16 protein-coding genes are annotated in these 17,223 nt (G+C 65.3%); 4 read left to right on the top strand and 12 right to left on the bottom strand.

Going from position 1 to position 17,223, the window contains the following annotated elements:
- The first annotated feature begins 4 nt into the window (after positions 1 to 4).
- Positions 5 to 787: a hypothetical protein gene (locus IB243_RS11035; RefSeq protein ID WP_192426978.1), complete on the top strand. Its 783-nt coding sequence runs from the start codon at positions 5 to 7 to the stop codon at positions 785 to 787.
- Between the two features lie 381 nt (positions 788 to 1,168).
- A complete protein-coding gene (locus IB243_RS11030; protein WP_192426977.1) occupies positions 1,169 to 2,185 on the top strand; it encodes an acyltransferase in 1,017 nt (338 codons plus the stop codon).
- 410 nt (positions 2,186 to 2,595) lie between these two features.
- Here IB243_RS11030 and IB243_RS11025 read toward each other — a convergent pair whose 3' ends face one another.
- From IB243_RS11025 to IB243_RS10995, 7 genes are read right to left on the bottom strand one after another with little or no spacing between them, the layout of a single operon-like run.
- Positions 2,596 to 3,207, bottom strand: a complete 612-nt coding sequence (locus IB243_RS11025; RefSeq protein ID WP_192426975.1) for an alkylhydroperoxidase domain protein — start codon at positions 3,205 to 3,207, stop codon at positions 2,596 to 2,598.
- A complete protein-coding gene (locus IB243_RS11020) occupies positions 3,204 to 3,887 on the bottom strand; it encodes a CMD domain protein (RefSeq protein WP_192426973.1) in 684 nt (227 codons plus the stop codon). The genes IB243_RS11025 and IB243_RS11020 overlap by 4 nt, the downstream gene beginning before the upstream one ends.
- Positions 3,884 to 4,987, bottom strand: a complete 1,104-nt coding sequence (locus tag IB243_RS11015; RefSeq protein ID WP_192426971.1) for a putative FMN-dependent luciferase-like monooxygenase — start codon at positions 4,985 to 4,987, stop codon at positions 3,884 to 3,886. The genes IB243_RS11020 and IB243_RS11015 overlap by 4 nt, the downstream gene beginning before the upstream one ends.
- A complete protein-coding gene (locus IB243_RS11010) occupies positions 4,929 to 6,638 on the bottom strand; it encodes an ABC transporter ATP-binding protein (protein ID WP_192426969.1) in 1,710 nt (569 codons plus the stop codon). The genes IB243_RS11015 and IB243_RS11010 overlap by 59 nt, the downstream gene beginning before the upstream one ends.
- The gene (locus tag IB243_RS11005; RefSeq protein ID WP_192426967.1) at positions 6,635 to 7,615 is read right to left on the bottom strand and encodes an ABC transporter permease; all 981 of its coding nucleotides are present in this window, start codon (positions 7,613 to 7,615) and stop codon (positions 6,635 to 6,637) included. Before IB243_RS11005 ends, IB243_RS11010 begins: the two co-directional genes overlap by 4 nt.
- An 11-nt stretch (positions 7,616 to 7,626) precedes the next feature.
- Positions 7,627 to 8,568, bottom strand: coding sequence for an ABC transporter permease (locus IB243_RS11000; RefSeq protein WP_192427420.1), 942 nt, complete (start codon positions 8,566 to 8,568; stop codon positions 7,627 to 7,629).
- A gap of 60 nt (positions 8,569 to 8,628) precedes the next feature.
- On the bottom strand, positions 8,629 to 10,287 hold the full coding sequence (locus IB243_RS10995; protein WP_225584887.1) for a TIGR04028 family ABC transporter substrate-binding protein: 1,659 nt from the start codon (positions 10,285 to 10,287) through the stop codon (positions 8,629 to 8,631).
- 323 nt (positions 10,288 to 10,610) lie between these two features.
- On the opposite strand from IB243_RS10995, the gene IB243_RS10990 reads away from it, so the two are divergent.
- Positions 10,611 to 11,195, top strand: a complete 585-nt coding sequence (locus IB243_RS10990) for an OsmC family protein (protein WP_010464813.1) — start codon at positions 10,611 to 10,613, stop codon at positions 11,193 to 11,195.
- Between the two features lie 26 nt (positions 11,196 to 11,221).
- A complete protein-coding gene (locus tag IB243_RS10985) occupies positions 11,222 to 12,034 on the top strand; it encodes a VOC family protein (RefSeq protein WP_192426963.1) in 813 nt (270 codons plus the stop codon).
- A 114-nt stretch (positions 12,035 to 12,148) separates the two neighbouring features.
- On the opposite strand, the gene IB243_RS10980 is transcribed toward IB243_RS10985, so the two are convergent.
- The 5 genes from IB243_RS10980 to IB243_RS10960 all read right to left on the bottom strand — a co-directional run bounded on the left by IB243_RS10980 (position 12,149) and on the right by IB243_RS10960 (position 16,995).
- The gene (locus tag IB243_RS10980) at positions 12,149 to 14,158 is read right to left on the bottom strand and encodes a family 2A encapsulin nanocompartment cargo protein cysteine desulfurase (RefSeq protein WP_225584926.1); all 2,010 of its coding nucleotides are present in this window, start codon (positions 14,156 to 14,158) and stop codon (positions 12,149 to 12,151) included.
- A gap of 84 nt (positions 14,159 to 14,242) precedes the next feature.
- Complete coding sequence (locus IB243_RS10975) at positions 14,243 to 15,175, bottom strand: family 2A encapsulin nanocompartment shell protein (RefSeq protein WP_010464819.1); 933 nt, start codon at positions 15,173 to 15,175, stop codon at positions 14,243 to 14,245.
- Positions 15,176 to 15,250: 75 nt separating this feature from the next.
- Positions 15,251 to 15,520, bottom strand: coding sequence for a helix-turn-helix domain-containing protein (locus IB243_RS10970; protein WP_056742656.1), 270 nt, complete (start codon positions 15,518 to 15,520; stop codon positions 15,251 to 15,253).
- Complete coding sequence (epsC, locus tag IB243_RS10965; RefSeq protein WP_192426959.1) at positions 15,517 to 16,449, bottom strand: serine O-acetyltransferase EpsC; 933 nt, start codon at positions 16,447 to 16,449, stop codon at positions 15,517 to 15,519. The genes IB243_RS10970 and epsC overlap by 4 nt, the downstream gene beginning before the upstream one ends.
- A gap of 66 nt (positions 16,450 to 16,515) precedes the next feature.
- Entirely contained in the window at positions 16,516 to 16,995 is a 480-nt protein-coding gene (locus IB243_RS10960) for a rhodanese-like domain-containing protein (RefSeq protein ID WP_192426957.1), read from the bottom strand.
- Positions 16,996 to 17,223 lie beyond the last annotated feature (228 nt).

Below are 17,223 nucleotides of genomic sequence, written 5' to 3'. Positions count from 1 at the left end.
CAACATGAAAAAGTCTTTCTCAAAATGGGGAGCATTGCTGTCGGTCGCGCTCTTGATGGGACTGAGTTCCTCGGTGTACGCGCAAGCAACACGAACCTGGGTATCAGGCGTCGGCGACGACGTAAACCCCTGCAGCCGAACCGCACCCTGCAAGACATTTGCCGGGGCCATCAGTAAAACAGCGGCGGGCGGCGAAATCAATGCCATGGATGACGCGGGTTATGGTGGCGTCACCATCACCAAATCCATCACCATCAACGGCGGGGGGCATATTGCAGGCATCTTGATTTCTGGCGCTGGCCAGAACGGAGTTGTAATTAATGCTGCCGCTACCGATGTTGTAATATTGCGGGGACTTAGTTTCACGGGCGCAGCAAGCCCTAACAACCCCCTTAATGCAGTTAGATACTTGGCAGCCCGGTATGTCGTTGTAGAAGACTGCACGATTTCAGGCTTCACCAACGGTATCAACATGCTCACTACGGTTGTGAATGGCCGAATGGATATCCGTAATGTGCGAATGACGAACGGAACCACCCTCGCTGGCACCACCGGTATCCACGTTGGGGCAGCCAACTCCATTTCAACCATCAGCGATGTATCTGTTCGAGGCTACACGGACGGTATCACCACCCGCGGTGGCGTGACTTACTTGCGCGGCTCCACAATAGTTGCCAACAACGCTGGCTATAACAATATGGGTGGTAGTCTTTTGTCTTTTGGTGACAATATGGTAAGTGGCAATGTGGTGAACGGCACGCCCACAGGAAGCATCCCGCATTTCTAAAAATGTTGAGTTTGTCCAGGGCATTTCCCATCTTCACTCCGGATGGGGAATCCCTGCTCAAGCTTTTTGCCAAAAAATGGCAAAAACCGCGTCCTCTTCTTGATCAACGCGGTGCGCAGTTTGCAGGCAAGGCACATTGGTCGCATAAAGCTGGGTAGGTGAGATATCTATCCAGAATCACCGCGCCGTGCACATTGAGACCGTGGGGTGCCCCGCTGCACTGTGAATGCTCGCAGCAACTGTGGTCAAGCTTGTGGAGCATGACGATCCTTCCATTCTCGCGCTGCACAAGAGTTTCTCGACCTGGCAAGGTCCCCCACTGGTTGTCCCGTGGTCTGATCCGATCCAAACCTCTCGAGGTCACTTCATCTAAATTCCCCCATGCTTGGATCGTTGCGTTTTTTGCTTGCTCTATTTGTTGTCATAGCCCATTTAACCGGTGGCATGCCATTTTTCTCGCATTGGGGTGGCTTCGCCGTCTTTGGCTTTTACATGATATCGGGTTATCTCATTACTTTGATTTTAAATGAGACATACCATTTCCGCCTCTCAGCCTTCGCACTCAACAGATTTTTACGCCTCTTCCCCATCTACTATATTGTGGCGATAGTCACTGCGTTCATCATTGCTTTCTCGAATAACGCAAGCGAATTTCACCCCGCATGGAAGCTTCAAACAAGATGGATAGATATTCTCGGAAATAGTCTGATCATCCCTTTTGAATTCTATAACTCATCTTTCCGCCTGGTACCTCCCACTTGGTCTGTTGCGGTCGAATTAATTAATTATTTTATACTCTGGGCGATTGGGGCCAGAAGCAGAGCGCTGGCAATTTTATTATTTTTGGTCGCTTTCACGTACCATCTTGCAAGCTTTCTGAGTGGGGCAGGCTGGGGACAACGCTATTCACCCTTTTATGCTGCTCTTTTGCCATTTTCCGTGGGGGCAATCATCTATTTTTTCCAGAACTCTATAATTGTCCTACGCCGACAGCAAATAATATATTTGAGCAGATTTTCATGCACTATCTGGCTAGGCAATCTGGTACTCTGTGGTTTCATGGGAGGTTTGAACAGTCGATTTTTTGAGTTATTTTCCTATATCAACCTCTGCTCGCTCGCCATTTTTCTCTGCACCAATATTCGCCCACCATCAAGCGATGCTCCAATCAGCCTATGGGATAAACGGCTCGGCGATCTCGCGTATCCGGTATTTCTTACACATTGGGTCGTTGGCTTCGTAGTGGGCCAAGTGTTCCTGGATGGACAGCACCGAGGATTACTCTTGTTCACAGTTTCCCTACTTCCAATCATTGCAATTTCTTATGCATTGTCCGAAATTGCAGACCGAATGATTGAGCCGTTGCGAAACAAGGTGAGAAGCGGACTCAAGTCCTGAAAGAGCCTTCCCGGCAGCAGGCGTTTCATCACAGTCCCTGACGTAAAGGTCGAGCGTTAACGACCAGGGATTGCTTCTCTCCTCGGAAAGCAAACATTGGTCATTGGCTAGAGACGCCTCCAGCCAATGACCGCACCGTGCGAACTGGCTGCTACGGCCTTGGGATCTTCTGCACGAACTGAGAAGTCCGTGCGCGCCGCGGATCGGGAAAGGCGGCAGGGCGCAAAGCAGGGCAACAGCTGTGACTATTGCAATCTCCATGCCATTGGAGCTGGTGACAAGGACAAACCTCTATGCCCTCCGAGAATGGACGACAAGGTTCCGAGGGCTTGCTGGGCCGGCCCAGCAAGCACCTTGGCATCCGACCGCCAGGACTTCATTGCAGACAGCGCCCTGCGCAATGAGTCCGCCTAGCCGCCCACCTGCAACTGCGGCTCCCCCAGCGACAGCATCAGACGGTTCGCCCAGTTGAAGAACGCCGCGCCGTGCAGTGCGTCGGAGATCGCGAAGTCATCCAGCCCTGCAGCGCGCAGGTTGTCGATGTGCGTGCCGTCCAGCGCCGCGGGTGTGGTGGTGAGCGCCACCGACGCCCCGACGATGGCGTTCCAGCGCGGGTCCAGATCCGCCCCGACACCCTCGTCCAGCAGGCGCTGCACATCGGCCTGGCGGTGCGAGAAGTGCGAGGCAAAACGCGCATGGACCGACGCGCAGTAGATGCAGCCGTTGGAGCGCGACGTGGCCGTGGCCGACAGCTCGCGCTCCGCCCGGGGCAGGCCGGCATCCGGGTTGTAGAAGATGTCCTTGTCGGTGCGGGTGCGTGCGCCCAGCGTGTCCGGGTCGCGCGCCAGCAGGCGAAAGTACGGCGACTTGGCACGTGCCGCGTCCACCAAGCCGGCATAGTGGCGCTCGGTCAACTCGTCCTCGGCCAACGGCGGCAGCCAGGGCAGCCATTCGAGCTGCGCCTGCGTGAAGGCCGTGGGTTCGTGGTTGCCGGGGTGGGTGATGACGGCGGTATCGCTCATGGCTGGGCCTCTGCGGTGTGGGGGGTGGATGACGGCGTGGCAGGTGCCGGATGCGCTGCAAGCACACGCAGGCCCACCACCACGCGGATCTGGAACGACAGGAACGCCACCAGCTGCGACAGGATCACGATGTCGGTGGCCGACCAGCCCGCGTCCAGCAGCGCCTGCAAGGCCTCGGGGCTCGCGTCGCGCGGGTGGAAGGTCAGCAGGTGCGCGTGCGCCAGGCCCGCCGACAGCCGCGCGCCCAGCACGGTGCGCTGCGCCTCGCCCACGGCGTAGGCCGGGCCGTCGGTGTTTTCGCGGCTCAGCGGGCCGGCGGGGTAGTGGCCGTACGGGCCCTGCGCCGCGCCCCGGCTGACCTCGGCTGCAATCGCCTGGGCAAGCCCCGCACCCGCGTCCTGCGCCACCAGCGCGGCGGCATAGAACGCCGCGGCGCCCGCCTGCTGGTGCAGGCCCGCGACGAAGGCCGCGACCGCCAGGCGCTCGGCCAGCGTGACGGTGCCCGGGGCCGGCGCGGTGGGTGCAAACAGCGCGCGGTAGCTCTCCTGCGCATGGGTGCGCGCCTCCAGGCGGTGACGGCGGATGGAGTCCAGGGGGTCGCCGGGCTCGATGCCCACGAGCAGGTCGATCACATCGGGCAACGTGTGGCTCAGCGGGGGGGATGGGTTGGCTTGGCTCATGCAAAGGCCTCGGTAAGGGTTGCGGAAGAAGGAAGGGCCACGGATGCGGCAGTGGCGTTGCCAGGCTGTTTGCGCACCCAGCCCAGCGCCGGTGCGACGTGGGTGGCCGTGAGTTCGATGGAGCGCAGGATGTGCGCATGTGGCGGGTCCACCGAATGCACCTGGAACACGATGTCGGTGGTGCGCGCCAGCGCCGTGTCGGCCTGCAGCGAGGCAATCACGTCGTCGGGCGTGCCCACGTGCACGTCGTAGGCGGCGATCAGGGTCTCCAGCGGCGCATCGGGCCCCGGGCGATTGGCCTGCCCAAGCTGCGTAGCTGCCGCAAAACGTGCCACCGAACGACGCAGGCCCACGTCGGCCAGCCTCAAGGCTTCCTTGCGGTCGTCGGCCACGAACAGGCTGCGCGAGCCGACGATGCGCGGCGTGGCGCCGCCGGGCAGTGCGGCCAGGTAGGCATCGATGATGGGGTGCTGCAGGTCGGACAGCGAGGCGCCGGGCGCCTCGACCGTGCGCGGCTGGGTGCGCGACAGCATGAGCCCGTCGCCCGCCTGCCCCGCGCGCTCGCCGCCCGCCACCGAGAACGTGGCCTGCCAGATGCGGCCCAGCAGCTGCTCGGCCGCCGGGTACAGCCGGTCGCCACCGGGCAGGGGACGACCAGCCCAGGCCTCACGCACCAGGGCCAGGTGGCGCGCATACACCGCGCTGCGGTCATCGCTGGTGATGCCGAAGGCCGCGAACGACTCGGGCGTGCCGCCCGTGCCCACGCCCAGCTCCAGGCGCCCGCCCGAAAGCAGGTCGAGCACGATGGCGTCCTCGGCCACGCGCACTGCGTTTTCCATGGGCAGGGTCACGATGCCGGTGCCCAAGCGGATGCGCCGCGTGCGCGCCGCCACATGGGCCAGGAAGACGAAGGGAGAGGGCAGGCCGCCTTCGTGCTCGTGAAAGTGGTGCTGCGCCACCCAGGCAGAGTCGAAGCCGAAGGCCTCGGCATGGGCGATCTGCTCGGTCACCAGCCGGTAGCGTTCACCGGCTGGCACGTCGTCAAGCAGCCTGCTGAAAAAGCCCAGGCGCTTGGTGAGAGAAGGGGTCGATAGGGTCATGGTGATGGTTCTTCTTTCCGGGGATGGCTGCAATGAGTTCACGCGTGTAGTCGCTGCCGGGGCGCAGGAACACGTCTTCCACGCGGCCCGCGTCCACCTGGCGGCCGGCCTGCAGTACCGAGACGGTGTCTGCGATCTGGCGCACCACGGCGAGGTCGTGCGAGATAAAAAGGTAGGTCAGGCCCAGGTCGCGCTGCAGGGTGTCCAGCAGCGCCAGGATTTGCGCCTGCACGGTCACGTCCAGGGCCGATACGGCCTCGTCGAGCACCAGCACGCGGGGTTGCAGGACGAGTGCGCGCGCAATGGCCACACGCTGGCGCTGGCCGCCTGACAGAGCCAACGGGCGGCGCTCCAGCACGGCGGGCGGCAGGCCCACGCGGGCCAGGATGTCGTGCACGCGCTGCGCGCGCTCGGCGGCGGGCAGCGGGTCGAAATTGAGCAGGGGCTCCTCGATGATCTGGAAGATGGTCTGGCGCGGGTCCAGCGAGCTGAACGGATTCTGGTAGACCAGCTGCACCGTGCGGCGGAACTGCCGCAGCGCCTCGCCGCGCAGGGTGGTGAGGTCCGTGCCTTCGATGACGATGCGGCCCGCCGTGGGCTGGCGAAAGCCCACCACGTCGCGGATGGTGGTGGTCTTGCCCGAGCCCGACTCGCCCACGACGGCGTGTGTGGTGCCGCGCCGCACGCGGAACGACACGCCGTCCACCGCGCGGAACGGATCCTTGCGCCCGGCCACGTCGAAATCGTGCACCAGGCCATCCACCACGATGGCGAAGTCCTCGGGCCGCTCGGGCGTGTCGTTGGCGGCGGCGGCACGGACCGGGCGAAACGCGCCCTGCGAGAGCGACGGCGCATCGGCCAGCAGCTTGCGCGTGTAGGCGCTGTGCGGGTTGCGCAGCACGCTGGCCGTGTCGCCCTGCTCCTGGATGCGCCCGCCCTGCAGCACCACCAGCCGGTTGGCCCGGTCGGCCGCCACGCCCAGGTCGTGCGTGACCAGCAGCACGGCGGTGCCGAACTCGCTGCGCAGTTCGTCGATGAGGTCGAGGATGCGCCGCTGCACCGTCACGTCGAGCGCACTGGTGGGCTCGTCGGCAATGATGAGCGCAGGCTGCAACGCAATGGCAATGGCGATCAGCACGCGCTGCTTCATGCCGCCCGACAGCTCGTGCGGGTACTGCCGCGCACGCAGCTCGGGCTGCGACAGGCCCACCTTGGCCAGCAGCTCGACCACGCGCCGCGCGATGGCCTGGCGGTCGCCAAAGCGGTGGATTTTCAGGATCTCGCCCACCTGCTCGCCCACCGTGCGCACGGGGTTGAGCGAGCTGGTCGGGTCCTGCGGGATGAGGCTCACCACGCGGCCGCGCACGCTGTCGAAGCGGTCGGGCGACCAGCCGGCGACGTCCGTACCGTTCAGGCGAATCGCGCCACGCTCCACCCGGCCGTTGTCGGCGAGCAGCCCGATCAGGGCCTGCGCAGTGGTGGTCTTGCCCGAGCCGGACTCGCCCACCAGCGCCACGACCTCGCCAGGCGCGATCGCGAACGACACGCCGTGCACGACGCGCTGCTCGTGGTCCTTGTCGCGGTAGGCGATGGTGAGGTTCTCCACCTCCAGCACCGGAGGCTTTGCAACGGCATGGGCGATGGTGGTCATGTGCGCCCCTTCGTCAGTGCCGCGCTGATGCGGTTGGCCGCCAGCACCACCGCCACCACCACCAGCCCCGGCACGGTGGTGAGCCACCACGCCGTCGAGATGTAGTTGCGCCCTTCCGCGATGAGCAGGCCCCACTCGGGCGTGGGGGGCGGCGCGCCGTAGCCGAGGAAGCCCAGCGTCGAGATCGACAGGATGGCCGAGCCGAACTGCAGCGCCGCCATCGCGATCACCGAGGTCAGCGAGTTGGGCAGCACGTGGCGCCACAGCACGGCGCCGAAGCGCCCGCCGCTGCCGAACGCGGCCTCCACATATTCGGAGCGGCGCACACGCACCACCTCGGACCGTGTGAGCCGCGCAAAGCTGGCCACCGACGCCACGCCCACGGCCACCGCCGCGTTCAGCGTGCCGAAGCCCAGGATGATGATGATGGAGAGCGACAGCAGCAGCGACGGCACCGACAGCAGCACATCGACGGTGCGCATGATCACGTCCTCCACCCAGCCGCCGATGGACCCGGCCAGCACGCCCAGCAGCGTGCCCAGCACCAGCCCCACGGCCACCGCCAGGAATGCGCCTGACAGCGAATGCACCGCACCGAACACCAGCCGCGCATAGCCGTCGCGCCCCAGCGCATCCGTGCCCAGCCAGTGCGCAGCCGACGGCGCCTGCAGTTGCTGGCCGGCCACGCCCACCGTGGCGCTGTAGCTGGTGAAGGCACCGGGCGCGACGGCCCACAGCGCCACCAGCGCAAGAACGCCCCAGGCCAGCCACAGGCTGATGGGTGCCCTGCGCGCGCGCTGCACCAGGCGGCGGCCCCATTTGCCACTGTGCGCGCGCGGCGGCGGGGCGGCAGGGATAGGCACCGTGGGCACCACGACAGCAGCAGGCGCCGCCACGGCACGCTCAAAGCGGTGTAGGGTCGGCTGTGCGGTACCTGTGAAAGCGCCCAGGCTGGCGGTCGAAGACGTGGTGGTCATGCGGGATCTCCTCAGGTGCCCAGGCGCGAACGCAGGCGGGGGTCGAACACGGGGTAGAGCAGGTCCACCACCAGGTTGATGAACACGAAGGCCGTGGCCGAGACCACCACCACCGCCTGCAGCACGGCGGTGTCCTGGTTGCCCACCGCCTGCTGCGTGAGGCTGCCCAGGCCGTTGAGGCCGAACACTGCCTCGGTCACCACAGCACCCGCCAGCAGCTCGCCAAACAGCACGCCCGCAATCGTCAGCGTGGGCAGCACCGCGTTGCGCGCCACGTGTTTCCACAACACCCACTGGCGTGTGGCGCCCTTGGCGCGCGCCACGGCCACGAAAGGCTGGGTGAGTACCTCGTCGATGTTGCGGATCAGGATCTGCGCCAGCGGCGCGGCGATGGGAATGGCGAGCGTGAGGGTGGGCAGCACCAGGCCCTGCCACTTGCCGGGGTTGATCACCGGAATCCACCCCAGGCGGAACGACACCACCTGGATCAGCATGATCCCCAGCCAGAACACCGGCACCGAGATAAACAGCGAAGGCAGCGACTGCAGCGCCGAGCGCAGCCAGCCCCAGCGCGTGAGCTGCGAGGCAAAGGCCAGCACCACCGCCAGCAGCAGCGCCGCCGCAAAACCCAGCCCCGCCAGGCGCAGCGTGGGCGGCAGGTTGGTGGCCAAGCCCTGGCTCACCGGCACGCCCGCCTGTACCGAGTAACCGAAGTTGCCACTGAGGAAGCCCAGCAGCGTGTGTTGGTACTGCTGCCACACCGACGTGTCGGCCCCATAGGCTGCGCGGATGTCGGCGATCTCCCGCGGGCCCAGGCCCAGTTCGGGGTTCAGGAACTTGATCAAGATCGCATCACCCGGCAACAGCTGAAGCAGCACGAACGACGCCGTGAAGGCGGCCCACAGCACCAGCAGGGCCTGCCCGGTGCGGTTGGCGAGGTACTTGATGAACATATCGATCATTCCTTGTGCTGCAAAGGGCTCTGGGCCTGCGAAACCGGCGCCGTCAAAAGGTCAGTGTTTTGCAGCGACCCAGGTGCCGTAGAAGCTGGGGCGGCCCACTGCCTCAAACTCCACACCCTTCACCGAAGGCGCACCCGCAAAGGCCTGCGGCTCTTCGAACACCGGGATCACATAGGCCTGGTCGATCAGGTAGTTCTGTACGTCGGCCGTGAACGCGAGCCGTTTGGCCGGATCGGTCTCGGCAGCAATGGCATCGAGCAAGCCGTTGAGCTTCGTGTCTTCGAACGACTTGACCTTGCTGCTCACCCCACCCTTTTGCAGCAGCACGTTGCGGTTGGTGGGGTAGTAGTTGCTCTTGATCACGTCGGGGTCGGCGCGGCCCACCATGCCGGGGGCGACAGGGGTCTTTTCGGGATCGAGGCTGTCCACGGTGCGGCTGCCAGAGTCGCCCGCCAGCACGTTGAGCTTGACGCCCACCTTGGCCCACTGCTGGGCCACGAGCTGCAGGGTTTCCTTGTTCTGCGGCTGTGGCAGCGATTCGTAGGCGGCCAGCACCAGCTCCTTGCCGTCCTTCTCGCGCAGGCCGTTGGCATTGAGCTTCCAGCCGGCGTCGTCCAGCAACTGCTTGGCCTTGGCCTCGTCGTAGCCCAGCTTGATCGACAGGTTCACATAGCCCAAAGCCGTGGACGCGATGACCGAGGTGGCCTGCGGGTAGTTGGCCGAGAACAGGGTCTGCACGATCTCCTTCGTGTTGGTGGCGTGCAGCAGCGCCTGGCGCACCTTCACATCGGCCACCAGCGCGTTGTCGGGGCGAAAGACCACGCTGTTGTTCACGCCGCGCGTGGAGGGCGCGTAGATCTCGAACTTCTGGTCTTGCACGCGCTTTTCGTCATAGGCCTGCACCTGGCGGATGAAGCCCGCCTGGCCCGACAGCAGCGCACCGATGCGCACGCTGTCCTCGGGCGTGACGATGAGCTTGATCTCGTCGAGGCGCGCACGGCCCTGGTGGGCGTGCTTGGCGGGACCCCATGCGTAGTCCTTGCGGGCGGTGAGCGTGAGCTCCTTGCCCAGCGTCTCGGCCGTCACCACGAAGGGCCCGGAGCCGATGATCTTGGTCGCATCGCCCAGCTCTTCAAACGGCCGTGCCAGGGTAGCCAGCGACACCAGGCCCGAGCCGATGACGGATGTGCCCTGCAGGAAGCCGGGCGATGGCTTCTTGAAGTAGAACTTGACGGTGAGCGGGTCGACCACCTCACTGCGTTCGTAGTTGTTGATGACTTCGGACACAGGCAGCTTGAGCTCCTTGTTGCCCAGACCGTAGGTGTCGTAGTTCCTGGCCACAGCGGCGGCATCCAGCGGAGTGCCGTCCGAGAAGGTCACGCCTTTCTTCAGCTTGAAGGTGTACTCGGTGGCGGTAGGGTTCACCTCCCACGACTCGGCGATCCAGGGCTGGATCTCCAGGGTCTTGGGGTCCTGGTAGGTAAGCTTGTCGGTGATCTGGTTGAGGATGCCGCCGTTCGGGTAGAAGCCCCCTGCCGGCGGGTACAGGTTGGTGTGGGCCTGCTGCTCCAGATACACCAGCGTGCCACCCTGCACGGGTTGGTCGGTGGCCGCACTGGCGGAGGCGACTGGCTCGCTGGTCTGCTTGGAGCAGCCCGCCACCAGCACGCCCAGCGCCAGCGCCGACGCACCCCACACCCTCCATCCCATTGATTTCTTCAGAGAAAACACGTTCGCACCTCGTCGCCGGACCGGCATTGAAAGACCATGAAACACCAGCCCCAAAGTGGGCCGATTCATGTGTATGCATGCTATCGACGCACCATCCAAACGTGCACCTATTACGTAGCATGCATATTCGGAAAACGACGAAGCAGGCCGCAACACACAGCCCCGCTGGCATATCTGAAACCCGCATAAGCGAGCGCAGTTTTGTTTGTTTCCAGCGCGGGGGTGGCCCCAAACAATGGATGTGCGACGCCGCTTTACCCACGCCCGATGTCCGGGCGCAGAAGGCGTTGGAAAGAACATCCATGCCCCATTCGAATAGCCACCTCAACGACTACCTGGCTGAAAAGCGTGCCGCCGTGCTCGCGCGCAATGCCGCCATCGACGCAGGCACTGCACAACCGGCCGCCCTGCAGGCGCGCGTGAGCGCCGAGGGCCGCAGCGGCGTGCGCCGCATCCGCATCCGCGACCACCAGGTCATCAGCGACAGCCCGCCCGACTTCGCGGGCTACAACCTGGGACCCAGCTCGCCCGAGTTGCAACTGGGCGTGCTGGGCAGCTGCGTGACACACATCTTCCTGATCCAGGCGGCCTTGCGCCAGGTGCCTTTGACGAGCCTGGAGGTGGAGGTCAGCGGTGTGATCGACCCGCGCGGCGGCAAGCCTGGGCACGAGGCCACGCCCATCTGGCCGCACCACATTGCCTACACGGTGCACATCGACTCACCCGCCAGCCGGGCCGACATCGACGCGCTGTTTCAGGCGGTCGAGCAGACCTGCCCCATCCTCAACCTGCTGCGCAACCCGCAGCACATCCACGCCGAAGTGAAGCTGGTGAACTCCGTTGCCTCCGCACCCCTACGCGCCACCACAGAGGCCGTGGCGGCCTGAACTCGACGAAAGCAACAAGGAACCCCATGGCATTGACACTCGACCACATCGTGATCGCGGTGAAGGATCTGGAGCAGACCATCACCGACTACCGCGCCCTTGGCTTTAACGTGCTGCAGGGTGGCGAGCACCCGGGCAGGCCCACCTACAACGCGCTGATCGTGTTGGCCGATGGCGCCTACTTTGAACTCATCGCCTGGCGTTCCCCTTCGCCCGGTGACCGCTGGTGGGAACTGCTGAACCAGCATGGGGACGGCATCGTGGACTTTGCGCTGCTGCCACCTGGGACTGCGGCCACCGTGAGCAACGCACAGGCCCGGGGCCTGGCCTACAGCGGCCCGCAAGACGGAGGCCGCCTGCGGCCTGATGGCGAGCGCCTGCAATGGCAAACAGCCCGCCCGCCGTCGGCCGATCTGCCGTTTCTGTGCGGAGACCTCACGCCTCGCGCGCTGCGTGTGCCCGAGGGCGACGCCCGCGTGCACCCCAACGGCGCACGCGGCGTGCTCAGCCTGTCGATTGCGGTGGAAGACCTTGATGCCTGCCTGGCCCACTACCGCGCCTTGCTGGGGGAGGCGCAGGCGGCACACATTGGCACGCCGTTGGTGTTGCCTGGCGCCGGCGCACGGGTGGCCACCATAGCCCTGGGCGCCACCACGCTGGTACTGACGCAGCCAACCCAAAGTGCTGCGCCGCACGCAGCCGGAGCGCAGCAGCTTGCCACGCGTGGCCCCGGGCCGTTTGCCGTGGTACTGGGCACCAGCTCGCCGGCAGCACAGACTGCCCCGGCATGGGGACTAGACCAGACCCACGGAGCAGCCATTGAGTTGGCGGTGGCCTGATAGCGGCTGATCCACGCACTGCCGCACCATAAAAAAGGGGAAGTGGGCACAACACCCACTTCCCCCTTTTTTTGATCGCCACCCGGCTGGCACTGCAGCCGGTGTGGGCTCAGGCTATCGCCGTTGCGCCGCCAGCCTGCGTACCACGGTCGTGAGGCAGTCGATTTCGTCAAACGTGTTGTAGAACGCCAGCGACGGTCGCACCGTGGTCTCCACACCAAAGCGGCGCAGGATGGGCTGCGCGCAGTGGTGGCCCGTGCGCACCGCAATGCCCTCCTGGTTGAGCGCCTTGCCTACCTCCTCCGTGGTGTAGCCCGCGAGAACGAAGGACATCACGCTGGCCTTGTGCGCCGCCGTGCCGATCAGGCGCACGCCCGGAATGGCGCCCAGCTGCTGCATGCCATACACCAGCAGGTCATGCTCGTACTGCGCAATGTTCTCGATGCCCACGCGGTTCACGTAGTCGATGGCGGCCCCCAGGCCCACGGCGTCGGCAATGTTGCCGGTGCCAGCCTCGAACTTGTTGGGGATGGGCTGGAACACCGTCTTCTCGAAAGTCACGTCGGCAATCATGTTGCCGCCGCCCTGCCAGGGGGGCATGTCTTCCAGCACCTCGCGCTTGCCCCAGACCACGCCGATGCCGGTGGGCCCGAACACCTTGTGGCCCGAGAACACGAAGAAATCGGCACCGATGTCCTGCACGTCCACGCGCATGTGCGAGATGGACTGCGCGCCATCGACCAGCGCCTTGGCCCCTGCGCGGTGCGCCAGGGCCACGATCTCCTTCACGGGCACCACCGTACCGAGCGCGTTCGACACCTGCGTGACAGACACGATCTTGGTGCGGTCGTTCAAGAGCTTCTGGTATTCATCCAGCAGCACCTGGCCCGAGTCGTCCACCGGGATCACGCGCAGCCTGGCGCCCTTGGCCGCCGCAAGCTGCTGCCAGGGCACGATGTTGGCGTGGTGCTCCAGGTGGCTGACGATGATCTCGTCGCCCTCGCCAATGTGTTGCGCGCCCCAGCTTTTGGCCACGAGGTTGATGGCCTCGGTGGTGCCGCGCACAAAAATCACCTCGTTCACATCGGGCGTGTTGATGAAGTGCTTCACGCGCTGGCGGGCGCCTTCGTAGGCGTCCGTGGCTCGTGCAGCCAGCTCATGGGCGGCGCGGTGGATGTTCGAGTTTTCGTGCTCGTAAAAGTAGCTGATGCGATCAATGACCGCCTTAGGCTTGTGCGTGGTGGCCGCGTTGTCGAACCACACCAGCTGCCGGCCATTCACGCGCTCGGAGAGCACCGGAAAGTCGCGGCGGATGGCATGCACGTCAAACGGCGGATGCTGCCCCTGCCCCGCCAGCGGCACCGTGGCGTGCGGCGCGGGCTTGGCCGGGGTGACATAGCCGCCGGGCAGCACCACCGCATCGGCAAAGTAGAGCTGCGGGGCAGTGCCAGGAGACGCCTGCGCCAAAGGTGCGGACGAGGGCGCTGGTGTGCCGCGCAGGTCCACCCCTTGCAGGTTGGCAAACGGCTGGCGGGCCAGTTCGTCGCTGATACGGGTGGGGCCCAGCGCATTGCCTGGCGTGCCGCTGTAGCCACCGGGCGAAGGTTGTCCGTGCTGGGGCGACAGGAAGTAGAACGGCGATGCGCTGGCCGCAGGGTGGCTGCCAGCAGATGCACCGCTGGCGCCCGCCGCCTCGGGCACGCCCAGCACGCCACTGCCGAAGCGGGGCTCATAGCCCGGCACGGCAGTGACCACGGTGTCGGGCACGCCGTTGGCGGCGGTGGCGTGAGGCAGCAAAGCGGGCGCCCGGTGCGCCAACGACAACACGGGCGTGGGCGAGCCCGGCACCACGTTGGCGCCCGGCACCTGCCCTTGCGGGAACGGCGTGCCCGGCACGCTGGGCCCAAAGCCCGCCGGGCTGGCCAGCGGCGAGCCCGCAGGCGCGATGTTGACCGGCGCCTGCACACCGGCCGGGCCGGGCGATGCCTGGGCAAAGCTCGGGACTGTGGCCGGTGGTGTCGATGGCAACCCCAGCACTGCAAACGGGCTTGCAGGGGCTGATGGGTTGCCTGTGGGAAGCTGGGGCGTCTCGCCCGGCCGGGCCGAGAAGAACGCCGTGGCCATCTGCGCCAGCAGCGCCGGGCTGATCGGCGCCTCGGGCGCGTCGGGCACGCCCACAGAGGTGGAGGGAATGTTGCTCACCGCAGATTACTTGTAGGTGTCAGGGTAGTCGTGGTACTTGTTGACCTCGACGTCATCCAGCACCGCCAGCGCGTCGCTGGTCAGCACGGCGAGCGAGCAGTACAGCGAGATCAGGTACGACGCGATCGCGTGGTTGTTGATGCCCATGAAACGCACCGACAGGCCCGGCCCCTGCTCCCCCGGCAAGCCCGGCTGGAACAGTCCCACCACGCCTTGTCGCTTGTCGCCCACGCGCAGCAGCAGGATCTTGCTCTTGCCATCGGCCACGGGCACCTTGTCCGAAGGGATCAGCGGAATGCCGCGCCAGGTGATGAACTGCGAGCCGAACAGGCTCACGGTGGGCGGTGGCGTGCCACGGCGGGTGGCTTCGCGCCCGAACGCTGCAATGGCCAGCGGGTGCGCCAGGAAAAACGCGGGCTCTTTCCAGACCTTGGTCAGCAGCTCGTCCAGGTCGTCCGGCGTGGGGGCACCGGTGAGCGGGAAGATGCGCTGCTCTTCCGTCACCTGCGCCAGCAGGCCGTAGTCGGGGTTGTTGATGAGCTCGCTTTCCTGGTTTTCCTTGATCGTCTCGATCGTCAGGCGCAGCTGCTCCTTGATCTGGTCGTGCGGGCTGCTGTACAGGTCCGACACGCGGGTGTGCACGTCGAGCACGGTGCTCACGGCATTGAGGAAATACTCGCGCGGGTTCTCTTCGTAGTCCACGAAGGTGCGCGGCAGCTGGTTCTCCGACTCCTTGGCGGTGCAGGCCACCTTGATGGCTTCGGGGTTCTTGACCTTGTTGAGGCGGTAGATGCCCGCCTCCACCGGCGTCCACTGCAGCAGGTGGGTCAGCCAGCGGGGGCTGATAGTCTCCAGCTGGGGGACGGTCTTGGTTGCATTGGCTAGTTGCCGTGCGGCGCTATCGCCGAGTGCGGTCGTGCCGCCCACTGTTGCCGACATAGTGAAACTCCCTGGGGTAAAAATCAGTGATGAAAAATGGAATGGGCGCAGTGTCCCGTGGCAGGGTGGGAGGCCTCAACAGGCTATAGCCGCCAACTCAATGCCACGCACCAGCTGGGCGCGCTGTACGGCCTCACCGCGCACCACCAGGCCCGAAGCCGCCACACCCAGCGCACCGGCCAGCTTCTCGACGGTGGCAAGCGAGGCGATCACGCTGCCGCGCTCGATCTCGCCCACGTAGGAGCGGTTGAGGTCGGAGTGTTCGGCCAGGCGCTCCTGCGACCAGCCCCGGGCCTCGCGCGACTGGCGCACCGCGATGCCAAAACCCTGGACCAGCGTGCTCACAGCGCAGCTCCCGCCAGCACAGAGGCAAAACGGCCCGACTCCATCGAGCTGGCCTGGGTGACATTGCCGCCCGCCGGTACGTCGTGCGTGAGCCAGACGTTGCCACCGATCACGGCGCCCCTGCCCAGCGTGACGCGGCCCAGGATGGTGGCTCCCGCATAGATGACCACATCGTCCTGCACCACCGGGTGGCGTGGCAGGCCCTTTTGCAGGTGGCCTTCGGCGTCGGTGGGAAAACGCTTGGCGCCCAGCGTCACGGCCTGATAGACCCGCACGCGCTGGCCGATGACGGCGGTCTCGCCAATCACCACCCCTGTGCCGTGGTCGATGAAAAAGCCCGGGCCGATCTGCGCACCGGGGTGGATGTCAATGCCCGTTTCGCTGTGCGCCAGCTCGGCCACGATGCGCGCCAGCAGCGGCAGGCCCAGCTGGTACAGCCGGTGCGCCAGCCGATGGTGGATCATGGCCAGGATGCCGGGATAGCACAGCAGCACTTCGTCCACACTGCGCGCCGCCGGGTCGCCCTGGTAGGCGGCGAGCACATCGCTGTCGAGCAGGCGGCGGATGGCGGGCAGCGACTGTGCAAACGCCTGGGCCGACCGGCGCGCCTGCGCTTCCACATCGGCCCCATCCAGGCCTTGCCGGCGGGCGCTGTAGCGCAGCTCCAGCCCGATCTGCACATGCAGCGCGTGCAGGGCGCTGTCCAGCGTGTGGGCCACGTAAAAGTCTTCGCTCTCCTGGCGCAGGTCGTAGGGCCCCAGCCGCATGGGAAAGAGCACGCCCTTGAGCTGGTGCACCACCTGGGCCAGCGCATCGCGCGAGGGAAACTCGCGCTCGCCCGCATCCTGCACGCGGTTGTGCGCATCGCGCCACTCACGCCGGGCCGCGCTCAAGGATTGCGCGATCTGTTCAATGTCAAAAAGGGCCATGGGGTTTCACACCGGTGGAACCGGTTCATTCAGTCTGCAAAGTTGGGGAGGTCTGCACGCCGCGCTTCAGTCCTGCACCCACGGCAGGTTGTGAAAGCGCCATCCATCGCCACCGCCCCGGTGCTGCTGGGCGTCGATCTCGCCCTCGAAGCCTTCGAGCACGTTGAACACATGGCGAAACCCTGCGGCGGCAGCGGCCTCGGCCGCCAGCACCGAGCGCTTGCCGCTGCGGCACAGCAGCAGTGCCACGGCATCCTTGCCCCCGTCCTTGACCAGCCTGGCTTCCAGCTCACGCACAAACCGTGGGTTGCGTGTGAGCGCCGTGCCTGTGGCCCATGCCACATGCTGGCTGCCGGGGACATGGCCGACAAACTTGCGCTCTTCGGCCGAACGCACGTCCACAAGAATGGCCCGGCCCGACTGCACCAGCGCCCACGCCACCGCCGGGCGCACGCCACCGGCGTAGTTCAGCCCTTGGGCAACGGCGTCTGCGCGGGCCGCCTCCAGGGCTTCGGGCAAGGTGATCTCAAGGGCTTCGGCGGACATGGACGGGGTCTCCTGGAACGTGGGGGAAAAGCGGTTTTGGATGGGGATAGCCACCAATCTATGCGGTGGTCCGTCAAAACCAAACGAATAAAAATCGTTTTCTTTACAACCAAATCATCTGATGGGGTGCGAAGAGCGGAAGAAGGGAGCACTGGCTGGCCGCAATCCCTGCGGAGGGAGGGCTCGTCCCTGTACGGTTTGTGCACACGTGCGGACAGGGGCGTAGAA

The sequence above is a fragment of the Acidovorax sp. ACV01 genome (genome assembly GCF_014851495.1).
Classification (GTDB): domain Bacteria; phylum Pseudomonadota; class Gammaproteobacteria; order Burkholderiales; family Burkholderiaceae_C; genus Acidovorax; species Acidovorax radicis.
Note: the sequence above shows the minus strand (reverse complement) of the source record. Positions and strands in the feature narration are given on the sequence as shown.

Bases quoted from the DNA above. Each gene is read 5' to 3' on its own strand.
- IB243_RS11035 (WP_192426978.1), top strand. From the start codon at position 5: ATGAAAAAGTCTTTCTCAAAATGGGGAGCATTGCTGTCGGTCGCGCTC.
- IB243_RS11030 (WP_192426977.1), top strand. From the start codon at position 1,169: ATGCTTGGATCGTTGCGTTTTTTGCTTGCTCTATTTGTTGTCATAGCC.
- IB243_RS11025 (WP_192426975.1), bottom strand. From the start codon at position 3,207: ATGAGCGATACCGCCGTCATCACCCACCCCGGCAACCACGAACCCACG.
- IB243_RS11020 (WP_192426973.1), bottom strand. From the start codon at position 3,887: ATGAGCCAAGCCAACCCATCCCCCCCGCTGAGCCACACGTTGCCCGAT.
- IB243_RS11015 (WP_192426971.1), bottom strand. From the start codon at position 4,987: ATGACCCTATCGACCCCTTCTCTCACCAAGCGCCTGGGCTTTTTCAGC.
- IB243_RS11010 (WP_192426969.1), bottom strand. From the start codon at position 6,638: ATGACCACCATCGCCCATGCCGTTGCAAAGCCTCCGGTGCTGGAGGTG.
- IB243_RS11005 (WP_192426967.1), bottom strand. From the start codon at position 7,615: ATGACCACCACGTCTTCGACCGCCAGCCTGGGCGCTTTCACAGGTACC.
- IB243_RS11000 (WP_192427420.1), bottom strand. From the start codon at position 8,568: ATGTTCATCAAGTACCTCGCCAACCGCACCGGGCAGGCCCTGCTGGTG.
- IB243_RS10995 (WP_225584887.1), bottom strand. From the start codon at position 10,287: ATGGGATGGAGGGTGTGGGGTGCGTCGGCGCTGGCGCTGGGCGTGCTG.
- IB243_RS10990 (WP_010464813.1), top strand. From the start codon at position 10,611: ATGCCCCATTCGAATAGCCACCTCAACGACTACCTGGCTGAAAAGCGT.
- IB243_RS10985 (WP_192426963.1), top strand. From the start codon at position 11,222: ATGGCATTGACACTCGACCACATCGTGATCGCGGTGAAGGATCTGGAG.
- IB243_RS10980 (WP_225584926.1), bottom strand. From the start codon at position 14,158: ATGGCCACGGCGTTCTTCTCGGCCCGGCCGGGCGAGACGCCCCAGCTT.
- IB243_RS10975 (WP_010464819.1), bottom strand. From the start codon at position 15,175: ATGTCGGCAACAGTGGGCGGCACGACCGCACTCGGCGATAGCGCCGCA.
- epsC (WP_192426959.1), bottom strand. From the start codon at position 16,449: ATGGCCCTTTTTGACATTGAACAGATCGCGCAATCCTTGAGCGCGGCC.
- IB243_RS10960 (WP_192426957.1), bottom strand. From the start codon at position 16,995: ATGTCCGCCGAAGCCCTTGAGATCACCTTGCCCGAAGCCCTGGAGGCG.